12 protein-coding genes and 1 pseudogene are annotated in these 14,707 nt (G+C 57.5%); 10 read left to right on the top strand and 3 right to left on the bottom strand.

Going from position 1 to position 14,707, the window contains the following annotated elements:
* From ACPLUI_RS04675 to hflX, 4 genes are all read left to right on the top strand, one after another.
* The coding region (locus tag ACPLUI_RS04675) for a LysE family transporter (protein ID WP_424659112.1) at positions 1 to 419 on the top strand (419 nt) is incomplete at its 5' end.
* A 175-nt stretch (positions 420 to 594) separates the two neighbouring features.
* Positions 595 to 1,998 carry an AmmeMemoRadiSam system protein A gene (gene amrA, locus ACPLUI_RS04670; protein ID WP_424659113.1) on the top strand — a complete coding sequence of 468 codons (1,404 nt, stop codon included), beginning with the start codon at positions 595 to 597 and terminating at the stop codon, positions 1,996 to 1,998.
* A gap of 52 nt (positions 1,999 to 2,050) precedes the next feature.
* Positions 2,051 to 2,920: an AmmeMemoRadiSam system radical SAM enzyme gene (gene amrS, locus ACPLUI_RS04665; RefSeq protein ID WP_424659111.1), complete on the top strand. Its 870-nt coding sequence runs from the start codon at positions 2,051 to 2,053 to the stop codon at positions 2,918 to 2,920.
* Positions 2,921 to 2,948: 28 nt separating this feature from the next.
* The gene (hflX, locus tag ACPLUI_RS04660; RefSeq protein ID WP_424659110.1) at positions 2,949 to 4,094 is read left to right on the top strand and encodes a GTPase HflX; all 1,146 of its coding nucleotides are present in this window, start codon (positions 2,949 to 2,951) and stop codon (positions 4,092 to 4,094) included.
* A gap of 12 nt (positions 4,095 to 4,106) precedes the next feature.
* Here the strand turns inward: hflX and ACPLUI_RS04655 are convergent, their stop codons facing one another.
* A complete protein-coding gene (locus ACPLUI_RS04655; protein WP_424659109.1) occupies positions 4,107 to 4,625 on the bottom strand; it encodes a hypothetical protein in 519 nt (172 codons plus the stop codon).
* Between the two features lie 188 nt (positions 4,626 to 4,813).
* The gene (locus tag ACPLUI_RS04650) at positions 4,814 to 5,242 is read right to left on the bottom strand and encodes a helix-turn-helix domain-containing protein (RefSeq protein ID WP_424659108.1); all 429 of its coding nucleotides are present in this window, start codon (positions 5,240 to 5,242) and stop codon (positions 4,814 to 4,816) included.
* A gap of 292 nt (positions 5,243 to 5,534) precedes the next feature.
* Between ACPLUI_RS04650 and ACPLUI_RS04645 the strand changes: the two genes are divergently transcribed.
* The 5 genes from ACPLUI_RS04645 (at position 5,535) to ACPLUI_RS04625 (ending at position 13,384) form a co-directional block, all read left to right on the top strand.
* Positions 5,535 to 5,789, top strand: a complete 255-nt coding sequence (locus tag ACPLUI_RS04645; RefSeq protein WP_424659107.1) for a helix-turn-helix transcriptional regulator — start codon at positions 5,535 to 5,537, stop codon at positions 5,787 to 5,789.
* An 81-nt stretch (positions 5,790 to 5,870) separates the two neighbouring features.
* Positions 5,871 to 9,290: a hypothetical protein gene (locus tag ACPLUI_RS04640; protein ID WP_424659106.1), complete on the top strand. Its 3,420-nt coding sequence runs from the start codon at positions 5,871 to 5,873 to the stop codon at positions 9,288 to 9,290.
* Between the two features lie 85 nt (positions 9,291 to 9,375).
* Positions 9,376 to 11,679 carry an Ig-like domain-containing protein gene (locus ACPLUI_RS04635; RefSeq protein WP_424659105.1) on the top strand — a complete coding sequence of 768 codons (2,304 nt, stop codon included), beginning with the start codon at positions 9,376 to 9,378 and terminating at the stop codon, positions 11,677 to 11,679.
* Between the two features lie 57 nt (positions 11,680 to 11,736).
* Positions 11,737 to 12,570, top strand: a complete 834-nt coding sequence (locus tag ACPLUI_RS04630; protein WP_424659104.1) for an REP-associated tyrosine transposase — start codon at positions 11,737 to 11,739, stop codon at positions 12,568 to 12,570.
* A 52-nt stretch (positions 12,571 to 12,622) separates the two neighbouring features.
* Entirely contained in the window at positions 12,623 to 13,384 is a 762-nt protein-coding gene (locus ACPLUI_RS04625; RefSeq protein WP_424659103.1) for a fumarylacetoacetate hydrolase family protein, read from the top strand.
* A gap of 13 nt (positions 13,385 to 13,397) precedes the next feature.
* Here the strand turns inward: ACPLUI_RS04625 and ACPLUI_RS04620 are convergent, their stop codons facing one another.
* A complete protein-coding gene (locus tag ACPLUI_RS04620; protein ID WP_424659102.1) occupies positions 13,398 to 13,910 on the bottom strand; it encodes a DUF6125 family protein in 513 nt (170 codons plus the stop codon).
* 428 nt (positions 13,911 to 14,338) lie between these two features.
* On the opposite strand from ACPLUI_RS04620, the pseudogene ACPLUI_RS04615 reads away from it, so the two are divergent.
* Positions 14,339 to 14,707: pseudogene (locus tag ACPLUI_RS04615) on the top strand (hypothetical protein); the annotation flags it as partial.

Here is a 14,707-nt window from a genome sequence, read left to right as displayed (position 1 = left end):
GTACAGAGGCGGACGTCTGTCCTGATTCGGTCGGGTCCCGGCCGGCTTGCGGTGCCGGTTCCCCCGACCCCGGCTCTCGAAAGGCCGCCCTCCTGTCCGGTGGGAGGATGCACCCCGTGCTGGCAGGCATCCTGGTCAGCCTGTCCAACCCCTACTGGACGCTCTGGTGGGCCACGGTGGGGTTGGGTTACATAGTCCTCTCTTTGAAACAGGGGACCGCCGGGCTGGTGAGTTTCTTTGGCGGCCATATTTCGTCGGACCTGGTGTGGTACAGCCTGGTGGCGGGTGCTGTGGCCGGCGGCAGGCGCTTTTTAACTCCGTCCATATACCGGCTCATCCTGGTGTTCTGCGGCGCCTTCCTTGTTTTTTTGGGCGGTTCCTTTATCTACATGGGTGCTCTGGGGTGCATGGCGACATGAGGGTATTGTTTTCGGTTCTCAACGCCAGAAATATGTGCATTATTTTCGCATTATTTTAAGGAAGGGATCTTGTGGAGGCGGGAAGGCCGGGCGTTTTGCATGTGGAAGTGGAAAAATGGTGGAGCGTTTTTTTGCACCTGGCTGGAGGAATCAGCGGTTAAGCGAGGTGGTTGAAATGTCCGTTGTTTACGGCGGCATCTGTCCCCACCCCCCGATTATGGTCCCCGAAGTGGGTGGGGCGGAAGCGGATAAGGTCATCGCTTCCCGGCAGGCCATGCTGGAACTCGGCCGCCGGGTGAGGGAAAGCGGGGCCGATGCGCTGGTGATGATTTCCCCCCACGGCCCGGTCTTCCGGGACGGTATCGCCATTACGGCGGTGCAGGAGGTGCGGGGAGACCTGGGCCAGTTCGGTGCCCGGAAAGTAAGCTTCAAGGTGGAAAATGACCGGGCTTTGGTGCGGGAAATAGCGGCCTGCGCCGGGGAACTGGGGGTAACCGTCCTGCAGGTTGACGAGAAGACAGCCCGGCGCTACGGCCTGGACCTGGAACTGGACCACGGGACCATGGTGCCTCTTTACTTCCTGCGTAAGGCGGGTGTGGACCTGCCCCTGGTACCGGTGGCCATGGGGCTCCTCCCTCACCGCCTGCTCTACGCCTTCGGCATGGCCGTGGCCAGGGCGGCGGAAAAGCTGGGCAAAAAAGTGGCCGTCCTGGCCAGCGGCGACCTGTCCCACCGCCTTACTCCCGACGCACCGGCAGGCTACGACCCCCGGGGTCGGGAATTTGACCGGGAGCTGGCCCGCCTGGTGGGGGCGGCCGATATTGAGGGAATTTTAAACCTGGACGCCGGGCTGGTGGAACGGGCCGGTGAGTGCGGCCTGCGGCCCATTATCATGACCTTCGGAGCTTTCGACGGCCTGTCATTGAAAGCGGAAGTGCTGTCCTACGAAGGACCGTTTGGCGTGGGTTACATGGTTGCTTCCCTTGCTCCCGGAGAACCGGACCCCCGGAGGCGGATCTGGGAAAAATTAAACGCGGAGGGACAAAAAGCACGGGCAGTACGCCTGCGCAACGAAAGTTTTCTCGTGCGGGTGGCCCGGCGTTCCCTGGAAAACTACTTTGCAGGACGGTCCCGGCTTTACGATGAAACGGACATCCCGCCTGAATTCGCCCGCCGGGCCGGTGCCTTTGTCTCCCTCCACAAGCATGGGCAGCTGCGGGGGTGTATCGGCACCGTGACGCCCCAGTACAAACATATTGTGGAAGAAGTGGCCATGAATGCGGTCAGTGCTGCCGTGCGGGACCCCCGGTTTTACCCGGTCACGGAAGACGAACTGCCGGACCTGGAAATCTCCGTGGACGTGCTCCAGGAGCCGGAACCGGTGGAGAGCATGGCCGACCTGGACCCCAGGAAATACGGTGTAATCGTGCAGGCGGGCGGCCGGCAGGGGCTGCTCCTGCCCGACCTGGAAGGCATTGATACGGTCGAGCAGCAGGTGGCCATCGCCCGGCAGAAGGCGGGTATAGGCCCCCATGAGCCCGTCAGGCTCATGCGCTTTGAAGTTAAAAGGTATCATTAAAAATGTGGTTTACAATGTTTTGACTGGATGCTTGCGATAAGGGGGATAATGCGTGCAGGAGGCGCTTTTTTATGAAAAAGGGGACGGCGGGATCGCTTTTTGCCGCCTGTGCCCCAGGTTCTGCAAAATCAGGGAGGGTAATACCGGCTTTTGCCGGGTGCGCAAAAACCAGCAGGGCACCCTTTATACACTCAATTACGGAAGAGTTTCCTCTTACGGCCTGGACCCGATTGAAAAGAAGCCCCTCTACCACTTTTACCCGGGTAGCGACATCTTTTCCCTGGGCAGCGTGGGCTGTAACCTGCACTGCGGCTTTTGCCAGAACTGGCAGATTGCACACGCCGACCCCCGCACCGTTTATTTAAGTCCCGAGGAGGCTGTGGCTGCAGCTAAAGAACAGGTTGCCCGGGGTTATCCCTGTGTGGGCCTGGCCTACACCTACAACGAGCCGTTTGTCTGGTACGAGTACGTTTACGACACGGCTCGCCTGGCACGGAAAGAAGGTTTGAAGAACGTACTGGTTACCAACGGCTATGTCAACGAGGAACCCCTGCGGCGGCTCCTGCCCTACATCGATGCCATGAACATTGATGTCAAGGGCTTCTCCGGGGAATATTACCGTGAGGTGTGCGCCGGTCACCTGGAACCGGTGCTTCGTACTGTGGAGTTCGCCCACGGACACTGCCATGTGGAGCTTACCACCCTCCTGGTCCCCGGCTTGAATGATTCGGAAGAGGAAATCCGCCGCCTGGTGGACTGGGTGGCCGCGCTCAGCCCGGATATACCCCTTCATTTTACCCGCTATTTCCCCAATTACAAATTCGACCTGCCACCCACGCCCCTGGAAACCCTGAAAAGAGCCCGGGAGATAGCCCTGGAAAAGCTCCACTACGTCTACCTCGGCAACGTGCCAGGCACTTAACTTATTAACTTATTTTGGGCAGAGGTTGATGGATATGTCGCATTTGCCCGGTTACGAAAAAGTACTGCTCGTATCCCTTCAGCTGCCGCACGAAAAAGAAAACGAAGTTGAGGAATCCCTCGACGAGCTGGCCCGGCTGGCGGATACGGCGGGGGCCCGGGTGGTGGGCAGGGTGGTGCAGCGTTCCCGGCGGCCGGACCCGGCCACATTTTTGGGGCGGGGCAAGGTGCGCGATGAAATAGCTCCCGCCTGCCGGGAGCTGGGAGTTGACCTGGTAATTTGCGACCAGGAGCTTTCTCCCGCCCAGGTGCGCAACCTGGAGGAGGCACTGGGGGTAAGGGTCATCGACCGCACCCAGCTCATCCTGGACATTTTCGCCCGGCGGGCCCGTACCCGGGAGGGCAAGTTGCAGGTAGAACTGGCCCAGCTGGAATACCTTTATCCCCGGCTGACGGGTAGGGGAGCCGAACTCTCCCGGCTGGGCGGCGGCATTGGAACCCGGGGGCCCGGGGAAACGAAGCTGGAAACCGACCGGAGGCGCATTAAAAGGCGCATTGCCGAGCTGCGCCGCAAGCTCGAAGAAGTACGGCGGCACAGGACCCTGCTGCGCTCAAGGCGGCAGAAAGCGCCGGTAACCCTGGCCAGCCTGGTGGGATACACCAACGCCGGCAAGTCCACCCTCCTCAATGCCCTTACGGGTGCAGATGTTCCCGTGGAAGATAAATTGTTTGCCACCCTGGATCCCACCACCCGGCGGCTGGTGCTGCCCAATAAGGAGGTCGTGCTGCTTACCGACACGGTGGGCTTTATCCGCCGACTCCCCCACCACCTGGTAGCCGCCTTCCGGGCCACCCTGGAAGAAGTGACGGAAGCGGACCTGCTCCTGCACGTGGTGGATGTGAGCAGCCCGGATTACCCGGCCCGGATAGAGGCGGTAGATCAGGTGCTGGCTTCCCTGGGGGCCAGGGAGAAGCCAACCATTTTAGTTTTAAATAAGATTGACCGTTTGACTGCTGAAGAACCCTGGCTGGTGCCGGCGGACAGGCCGGCTGTAGCCGTTTCCGCCCTGACCGGCCGGGGCCTGGATAAGCTGTGCCAGGCACTTAACTTATTAACTTATCGAGCTTCCCGGGCTCCAGCGGGAAAAAATAATACCGGCAGAAATTTCCGGTAATCTGGAATAAATTCATCCCGGCCGTTCGGCTTCCTGCTGGGAGGGGATGTTCTCCTGAATGATAAGCATGTGCTTTTTCAACCACTCTTCCAGGTCGAACCGGCGGCGTACCAGGGATGGAGGGATGTGAAAAGCACCTGCCACTTGATGGATTTCCTGGAAGCCTCCCACTACACGACACGCTCCGGGAGGCAGCAGGATGAGGGCAGCGAAATCTTCTGCTGCGTTTTCTTTTTCGCCCGCGGTGTACCCGTGCACATATAGGCCGCTACTGGCATTCATGAAGTGCTGGCCCAGCCCGTAGGCCAGCATGTGCTTAAGTTCCGGCCTGGATAGCCCCTTCTTCACCGTGAGTATAGCGATGCCGTCTCCCGTGCGCAAGTACCTTCCTCTGACCCGGCCTTTAAATGGGAAGCTGGTCAGGACGATCCCTTCGCTCTTGGCTATCCTGTACAGCTGGTAAACACCTGGCGGCCGTTCGAGATGGTACTTCTTAATCAGGGCCAGGGCCAGCTGGACGGCTGAATTCAATGCTACCGCCTCCGCTCGGTAGAAACGATTCTCAAGGATACCAGACTATCCCTTGAACGATTTCTCATTTTATTTATTATAATCCAGGGTTGCGTCGGATTTTGTTGAAGTGTGGGAGAAAAATAAAAATTTACTCTTCCCTGTAATAATCAATGAACCCGGCTGGATGCGGCGCGGTCTTCGTCCTGTCATCCTTCCGGGTTCATTTTCTCTCTTTTCCTGCGACGTTCCCTTTCCTTCTTTATAAAGCGCAGGGCCCATTCCCAGTGTTCAACCAGGGACTGTTTTTCTTCCTCCGTCAGGTCCGGCACCTCCCTGAGCAGGTCGGCGAACAGGGGGTCGGACGCAATTGCATACAGACTCGTGTCATGGGGTGCATCTCCGGGTATAGCGTTTCCGCCGGTTTCGTAAGGCCGGTCGGTGCGCCCGAGCAGGTAATCCGTTGAAACGCCGAAGAAATCGGCCAGCCGTTTAAGCGACTGGTTGTCCGGGGAGCGCCTGTTCTTCTCGTACATGGCGATGGTGCTCTGCCCCATGTGTAACAGGCGGGCCAGTTCCGCCTGGGACAATCCTCTTTGACTGCGCAAATAAGCCAGCCTTTCGCCGAGAGAAGGCATGCTGGATCACCCCAATGATAATGTAACACGTTTTGTGAAGTCGGAAAAGAAAATAAAAAACGGATTTTGCGTTATAGCGCATAATGTGATAGGAAAGCAAAACCTTCCCACTTATTATTTACGTTCGGCGTAAATTTTAACCGGTGGACACTTGACATCAATCGCGAAATGTGATTATAGTAATAATCAAAAGGTGCAGCAGTGTCCGGTACCGCAAATTGGAAGCGGGCAGGGCGGCGCTGCAACCGGGGAGGAAGGGGGGAGGTTTTGTTCTTTCAACAACAGCCGAAGGGTGAGCGGGGTGAGAAATGAAAGGATGTACCAGTTGAGGCTTAAAATGGGCCTCAGCCAGCGGCAGGTAGCTGAAGCCGTGGGCATCAGCCAGAGCTCCTACGCCATGATTGAAGGCGGCCACCGCCACCCCCGCAAGGAGGTGGAAAAGAAGCTGGCCGACTTCTTCGGCGTGACCGTGGACGAGCTTTTTTTTGGGCGGGGTAATCACGGATCGCGATTGGAGGAGGAAGAGCCGGGGGAGCCCGGTGGTTAAAGGCGGCAGAGCAAAGGCATCGTCAACAGAGATTGTTAAGAGTTACCTCGACTGAGAGGGGGAAAAAAGAACGTGCTTTTGATGGGCAAGATAAAGTTTTCCAGGGAGGCTGGGAGAAAGGCTGTTTCTTTCCTGGCCCTGCTTGCCATGGTCCTCACGCTTTTGCCGGCCGTGCCGGCGATGGCAGGCCAGGTGGCTAACGCCAGCGTTACTGCAGGCAATCTCAAGGCCGGAGCCCCGGGCGTCAGCTACACCGTCTCTTTCGACGCCACGAGCGGCCTGGAGCCTGGCGACGAGATCACCGTGGTCTTCCCCACTGGCTACGATGTAACCGGGGCAACTGTTACCGGGATTACTTATGATGGAAAGGTTTATCAGCCAGGGGGGACAGCGCTGGGCAACATTTTTAGAGTAGGTGTTCCGGCCGAGCTGACCGTGCCCGCCGGCGGAAACGTGGCCGTAAGGTTTAGCGGGGTGAAGAACCCGACTAAAGCAGGCAGCTATCAGTTCGCCGTGAGGACCACGGTGGATACGACCACTGCTTACGGGAGTGTGACCATCGAGCCGGATGTGGCAAAGCAGATTGCTATCACCGGGCCGCAGAGCGGAAGTAACATCGTCGCCAACCAGGTTGTCCCGGTTGAGCTCGCCATTCAGGACCAGTACGGCAACCTGACCACGATGGATAATGACCTGACGGTCATGTTCACTCTTAATGAAACTATTGATGATAACTCCGCGAAACTTTATGCCGACTCCGCGGCGACCCGGGAGCTGACCGGTAATAAGCTCGTTATCGCTGCCGGTCATTCCGGCGGTACGGTCTACCTGAAGGACGCGGAGGCGGAGGACGTAACCATTGCAGCAGCGGATGAACAGAACAAGCTGACCCCCCCGGGTGATCTCACCGTTACTGTTAAACCATACGGCGCTCTGGCCAGGTTGGTGTTCGTCAAGCCGCCTGCCCAGCTCACAGCGGGAGATCCCGTGAGCTTCACCCTCCAGCTCCAGGACGCCTACGGTAACCCTGTTCCCGCTGGAGCTAATGGTGTCGCCGTGACCCTGACTGCTTCCGGGGCAAACACCGACACGGTAATATGGCTCGGCAACGTCGCTCAGGATTCGCAGGACAAGCTCAAGGCCACCGGTACGATTGCACAGGAGCAAAGCGATCTCTCTTTCGAATTTGGTGATACCAAGGCGTCCGACAGGGTGACCATCACCGCGAGCATCGAAAGCCCGGCACTTTCCGCCACGGCGGAATTCGAGATCGTGCCCGGTAGTAATGATCACTTCACGGTAACGGTGGCCGACGCCTATCCGGCTACTGCTGGTGTGGAGATCAACTCCGACCAGCGCACCGCGGTTACCATCGAGGCCCGGGACCGGTACGACAACCCGGTGCCGCAGAAGGCTGATCTTACTGTTGGCCTGACGTCTGACTCTAATACTGGTAACGCCAAATTCTATGCTGACGCGACAAGCGAAACTGCTATTACAACGGTAGACATCCCTGCCGGTAAGTCCAGCGTGGCCGTCTACTACTACGACAAGCTGGGGTCCGGGGACGGCGTGCAGAAGAGCATTAAAATTGGTGCCAGCGCCGGTACCGTCACCGGTAGCGAGAGCGTCACGCTCATGGGGCCGCGCCCGGAGAAACTTGAGGTTGCCGGCGATGATTCCATCGAGGTCAACCTGCGCCTGCCCCTGACCATCAAGCTACTGGACCAGTACGGTAACCCCTACGCCGTGGCCCAGGACACGGCCGTGAACTTGACAGATAACAAGGGCGGCGAGTTCTACCCTAGCCTCGTCGGCGGGACCAACGCTGGCAGCGTGATCATTGACAGAGGTGCGAGCGAGGCCACCGTCTACTACCGGCCTACTAGCGTTGGGACGAACACGGTTACGGCTACTGCTGATGTGGTAGTGGAAGGAACGTCCGGGTTTACTGTTCAGGGTACCAGGTCTGTTACCGTGCGTCCCGCAGGCCAGGTATCAAACGCGTTGACCATCGCAGCAGGTTCCATCAAAGCGGGTACGACCGGACCGCTGACGGTTAAAGTTACCGACCAGTACGGCAACCCGGTCGCCCAGAGCGCCGACCTCGTCGTGAACCTGAAGGCCGGCTCACCGACCGGTAAGTTCTACGACCAGGCTCAGGGCGGGAACGAGATTAGCTCCGTGACCATAAAACAGGGCGAGAGCGAGGCTACGGTTTACTACTACGACACGGCGGCCGGCGATCAGAGGATAACGGTCAGTGCTCCTGGCCTCGACCCAGCTGAGGGTACCATTAGCGTCGTTCCTGCCGGGCCTGCGAAGGTGGCCGTTGGAGCAAGCGGTTCAGTGGTGGTAAACCAGAGGGCTATGATCACACTCGCTATCGTAGACCAGTTCGGCAACCCTGTGGTTGTTGACGGTTCGCCTCTTACCCTGGTGCTGAGCTCTTCTTCGAACAGCGGGCGGTTCGAGGACGAGAGTGGCAGGCAGATCACGCAGGTCGCAGTCGCGAACGGAAGCCCTGCCACCGCCTATTACAAGGACAGCACGGCTGGTGAGGTGACCATTACGGCCAGGACCACAGGTCTTGAAGGCTCAGCAATGCTGACGGTGCAGCCGCTACCTGCTCCTGACACCACACCACCGGGTGAAGTGAGTAACCTCGAAGTATCTCCGGGTTCCGGTGCTGGACTATTCAGCCTGAGGTTCACTGCACCAACCGATCCGGACCTGCTCGGTGTTTCGGTTTACGCGACCGTTTACGGCAGCAACGATTGGGATCAGGTGGCGTTTGAGAACAATTCTATGGTTTTCAATTGCCAACCCGGTGAATCAGTGAATATCGGGATTAAGGTTCCCGGCAATCTCGTCCTCGGCAGCGATAGGGTTCAGTTCAAGGTAGTGGCCGTTGATGAGTCGGGTAACTCATCTCAGGGTGTTGTTGCCGATAATGATGGCCAGGGTTACCCGGTCCTGGCGCATTGGGAACTGGTGCCCGGACCCGGTGGATGGGTTACCTTTTCCGTGTCGGTGCAGCTCGCCGGTGGCCAGGCGTTGCTGGGTGACGTGATAGATCTGAGTAAGGTAGAAATCGCCTACAAGTTTGACGCGGCCAGCCAGCAGTGGGTACAGGTTACCGCGGACAACAACACCATCCAACCTCTCGAGGCGGTCTACATCAAGCTGAAGGCACCTGTTTTGGCTGTGATCAGACCGAATACCTCGCCGACCAATCCCGTGGTGAGGGAACTGGCGGAGGGTTGGAACCTGGTTGGGTTCACGAAGTCAGATGACATCAGCAATGCTCTATATTCTGTCCGTGGGTGCTGGAGTGTAGCCGTGAGTCCGGCTGTAAATCATACTTCGTGGGCGGTGACACCATCCAGCACGATGGAAACTGTTAAAACCCACAATGGCTACTGGATCTACATGGACGTTCCGGGTAAGCTTGCAGGGTTCAGCAGTACGCCTGTAACGGCTGGGACATATCCGTACTGAATGTGATGTTCCGCCCGCGTGGGGGGGCCGCGCTTTCCGGCGCGGCCCTTTGCGCAGGGCTGCATTGGATGAAGGAGTGATGTTCTTGAAGAAGAACCTTCGTTGCAAGTCTGCTATACTGGTTCTTGCCTTATTGCTCATCATGTTTCTTCCGGTGGTCGCTATTGCCCAGGAGTCGCCGGTTCCACCCGCAGCATACTATGGTACCGTAATGCTGAACGGCCAGCCGGCGCCCGCCGGTACGGTGATTGTGGCCAAGATAGGGAATGAGATCCGCGGTCAGATTACAGTGGAGTATGCCGGTCAGTATGGAGGCCCTGGTCCACTCGACCCGAAACTCCTGGTTAAAGGAGCCGTGGGAGACGAAGGCAGACAGGTGAGCTTTGAAGTTTCCGGTATCATGGCTAAGGAAATGGTGGCTTTTAAACCCGGTCAGGTGGAAGAAATCAATTTAACGGCAAGTATTACACCACAAGGGTCAGAGGACACAATCCCGCCTGCGGTGCAGAACTGCGACCCCGCTGACGGGACGGCCAGCGTGCCGGTGAACAAGACGATCACCATTACCTTCACCGAGGACGTCCAGGAGGGGCCGCAGTACGCGGGCATCTCCCTGGTGGACGATCAGAACAACGCCGTGACCCTGCAGAAGAGCATCTCCGGCAGGGTTTTGACCTTGAAGCCCGCATCTGACCTTGCCTACTACAAGCGCTACACCGTTACCATCCCTGCGGGTGCGGTCAAGGACGCGGAGGGGAACGAACTGGCCCAACCATGCGTGTTCAGCTTCACCACAGCCGCCCAGCAAGGGGCGAGGATTGAAGTAACTGTACCGCAAAGTGGCGTGCTGGACAACTTCACCGTGCCGCCGGGAGCCTCCAGCGTGGTCCTGAACCAGGGCGGCGCCCAACTGGAGATCCCGAAGGACGCCTTTAGCGGCGCAGCCACGATCACCTTCAAGCCCGTGGACAAGACTGGTCTCCCCGGGGCCAGCGCCATCGGCCAGGTCTTTGAAATCAAGATCGAGAACGTGACCCTGGCGCAGCCGGTCATCTTGCGGCTGCCCGCGCCGGCAGGCGAGCGGGTGCGGGTGTTCAAGCTGGTGGGCGACCGCTGGGTTAACCTGGGCGGCACTGTAAGCAGCGGGTATGTTGAGGTCAGCCAGACCTCCTTCAGCACCTTCACCGCGGCCAACGCCCCGGCGCCTCCCACGGCCAGCCCTGCTCCCGGTAGTTACACGGGCAGCGTGAAGGTGACCCTGGCGGCGGAATCCGGCGCCACCATCCTGTATGGGCTGAACGCAGCCCCGCAGACTACCTGGACGGCACCTATCACGCTGACCTCGAGCGCCACCATTCGCGCCGTAGCTGTGAAGGACTCCCTGACGAGTGATGAGGCGAGCTTTGCTTATACCGTAAGTTCATCTTCGGGCAGTAGCAGCGGAAGTACTGGCGGCAGCTCCGGTGGCGGTGGAGGTGGCAGCGGTGCAGTGATACCGTACGTCTCCTCCAGTGACCCGGCTGACAAAGCCACTGGTGTGTCCGTGGACAAAGAGATAAAGATTTTGTTCAACGAGGTTGTCAGCGAAGGCAATGATTTTGCAAAAATCACTTTAAAGGATGCTGCCGGCAAGGCCGTGGAACTCACCACGCGCATTGACGGAGGTACCCTCTACATCAAGCCGAAGACGGCGCTTAACTACGGTTCGACCTATACCGTGTTCATCCCCGCGGGGGCGTTGAAAGACAAAGAAGGCTACAGTTTGTCCAGGGATTACACCTTCACCTTCACTACCGTTGCTGAGCAGCCCAAGCCGCCTGCGGAACAGGCCGGGCCCAGGTTCAAGGACATGGCCGGGCACTGGGCGGAGGCAACCGTGGTCAAGCTGGCCGGCATGGGCGTGATCGGCGGTTATGAGGACGGCACGTTCCGGCCCAACAACAAGATCACCCGTGCCGAAATCGCCTCGATTCTGGTGCGGGCCTTGAAGCTGAAGCCAGCGGATGAGTCTACCCTGATGTTTGTTGATAAAAACGCCATTCCCGCCTGGGCCCGTGGTGCGGTGGCTGCCGCGGCCGGGGAGGGCCTTTTGAAGGGCTATCCCGTACAGGGCGGTGTGGCGTTCAAAGCCGACAAACCCATTACCAGGGCCGAGCTGGCTGCCATCTTGAGCCGGGTGCTTGTACAAAAGCTGGGTAAAATAAACGGCCAGCCGGTGAAATTTACCGATGCGTCCGGTATCCCGGCCTGGGCGAAGGACGCGGTGAATATTGCTGCCGCAGCCGGAGTGGTGGGCGGCTATCCGGATGGCAGTTTCAAGCCGGGCAGCAGTGTTACGCGTGCGGAAGCCAGTGCTATGATCCTGCGTGCCAGGCACTTAACTTATTAACTTATGGTTGAAAGGGTTGGGGCCCCCTGTTACAATGAGTGGCAGGGGGTGAATTTTTTGGGGAGAAGCCCCAGAATCGAATTTGAAGGAGCTATGTACCACGTTATCCAGCGGGGTAACAACAGGGAGTTTATTTTTTTTACGTCCCACTACAAGGAGTACCTGCTTGAGCAGCTGCGGTTTGCCATAAAGGTGGACGGCCTGGATGTTTTTGCTTACGTTATCATGAATAACCACTTCCACCTGGCGGTCCGCACGAATAGAGCGCCCCTTAGCAAAGTAATGCACCGCCTTAATAGTCGCTTCAGCCGTTATTACAACCGTGACCAGGGTCGTACCGGCCACGTCTTCGAAAGCAGGTACAAGGCCGTCCCAATTCAAAACGAGCGGTATCTTCTGGCCGTAATCAGGTACATACACCGTAATCCTGTCCGGGCTGGTTTATGTGACGGGGTGGCTGATTATCAATGGAGCAGCGATGCTGATTACCGCGGGGAGGGTGGTGGATTTGTATGTACACAGCAGTTGCTGGACATCCTGGATGATGATCCGGGGAGAGCTCTTAAAAAGTATGTTATACTTATGGAAACAGATGACGAGAGGGTCCTGGAGAATGTTTCAATTAGCCGCCCGGAATCTTTTGCCTCGAAGGTTGAACCAGGGAAGAACGTACCTGCCAGGAAGCACTTGGATGAAATTCTCATGGCTTCCGGCGTGAATATGGAAGAGTTTGCGCAAATAAAGAGCGGCTCTCGAAAAAGATCGCTGGTGCCGTATAAGGTTTGGTACGCCGGGGAAGCACTGGCGCAGGGGTATACGTTACAGGAAATAGGCGAAAATATTCGTATCTCTGCGGTGGCTGTTTATAAACTTCTGGTGCCTGGCACTTAACTTATTAACTTATTTCGCCCGCATCATGTGCGGCAGAACAGAGGTGTTTTTTGTGCGTATTGGTCGTTTTAGTTACAGGGGAGAAATTTTTTGCGGCCTTGTTGAAGATGATATGGTTTTACAGGTGGCAGATCCCTTTCAATCTCTGGAACCAGTACCCGGGCGGCAGTTTGCTCTGCCGGAGCTGGACCTCCTGGCTCCCTGCCTGCCTACCAAGGCGGTATGTGTGGGGCTCAATTACCGGGACCACGCCCTGGAGGTGGGTATGGCCCTGCCGGAGGAGCCGGTTTTGTTCCTGAAGCCATCCACCGCCGTTATCGGCCCCGGGGAACCCGTTGTTTACCCGGCCATGAGCCGGCAGGTGGACTACGAGGCCGAACTGGCGGTGGTGATCGGGAAGAAGGCGCGGCATGTGCGGGAGGAGGAAGCAGCCGGGTACATACTGGGCTATACCTGTGCCAACGACATTACCGCCCGAGACCTCCAGAAGAAGGACGGGCAGTGGACACGGGCCAAGTCGTTTGACACCTTCCTGCCCCTGGGTCCCTATATTGTTACCGGCGTTGATCCGGGGGACAGGGAAGTTTCACTCTATCTCAACGGAGAGCGAAAACAGCATTCCTCAACGTCCCAGCTAATCTTTCCCGTATACCGGCTGCTCAGCTTTATCTCCCGCATCATGACCCTTTTGCCCGGGGATGTCATTCTTACCGGTACCCCGGCCGGGGTTGGACCCGTGCAGCCGGGGGACACGGTAGAGGTGGTCATATCCGGCATCGGCCGGCTGGTTAATGTAATAGTGCCTGGCACTTAACTTATTAACTTATTTAGTCGATCCAGAATTCCCAGGCGCAGTAATATTCTTGCGGGTGTTCATCGGGTGGGCAGCAGATGCAGCGGGTTTTTATACGCGGGTCTATGGCCCGGGCAAAGCCGGCATACTCCACCAGTCCGACAGTTTTACAGGGGAAGTCGGGCAGCTTTTTCCTTTTGCGGGCTGATTGCACCCGGCAGTCATTCATGCGGAAAATGATCCTGTTCTCGTCCACATCAACGATTTCCTGACGGTTGAGCAGGGCGTACAGCCGGTATCCCAGCGCTTTTTTTAAAGCCGGGATACCCCCGTTTTCCGGGATGCCGTGCAACTGCATGATCCGCCGGGCTTCATTCACCGTGAACTGTTCCCAGGCTGCCGCGTCGGCCCTGATGGCTGCCTCCATACCATGCTCCCGTTCCACGGCCTGGAACCAGAGACCGTCGTGGGCCAGCCAGCGTTTGGCGAAGTCCGCCAGTACGGCCAGCAGTTCCTCCCTGGTGAGCTCGGAAAATTGGTTGGACATTTTCTCTCCCTACCTTTCTCCTTTTTCCAGAGTATTTGATTAAATAATTCTTTTAAGAAATAATACCATATCTTTTGTAACATTTGTATAAAATTCGGATTGGAACATACGCCGGCCCGCCGCCCGGACGGTCTTGTTTCTTATTCAAACTCTATTGGGGTTTTTGTTTCAACCGGGCGGAGGGTTTGCTATATGACGGCGCAAATGGTCGGGGCCCTTCATTATGGGCCGGAGGTCACAAGGCTGCCGTAAGGCAGCTTTTTTGATTGTTGTCGCGAAACCGGGTTATGAAAGCAGCAAATCTTTGTATACCGGTCGTGACGGTTGTTACGACTCCTGGACTGATTGGGGGAGGAGAATTAAAGTATAGTAATGTATAATATAATCACTTAGACGGGTTACCGTAAATTAGAAAGAGGGTATGCTTTTTGGATAAACACCTGGAAATGGATTTTCCCACGCCGGGAGCGCCCCATATCCGGGTCATCAGCCTCGTAAATTTTTTGCTCAGCTTTGCCGTACAGGGCTCGCTTATTTTCATTCCCCTGCTGGGAGCACAGCTGGGAGCGAGAGACTGGCAAATTGGTCTGGTGGGTGCGTCTTACGGGGCGGCTTTTCTTTTTTCTTCCCTCTTCTGCGGCTGGAAGTCAGACTCTCTGGGGCGCCTTTTATTTGTGCGCCTGGGCCTGGCCACCAGCGGGCTTGCCTTTGCCACCCAGGTACTGGCGCACAGCCTTCTGGTATTGATCCTGGTACGTTCTGCTGTGGGCCTGGCTCTGGGGATTGCCACCGCCGCG

This window comes from Desulfofundulus sp. (assembly GCF_049701015.1).
GTDB lineage: Bacteria > Bacillota > Desulfotomaculia > Desulfotomaculales > Desulfovirgulaceae > Desulfofundulus.
The sequence above is the reverse complement of the archived record's forward strand: the minus strand, read 5'-3'. Positions and strand labels throughout refer to the sequence as shown.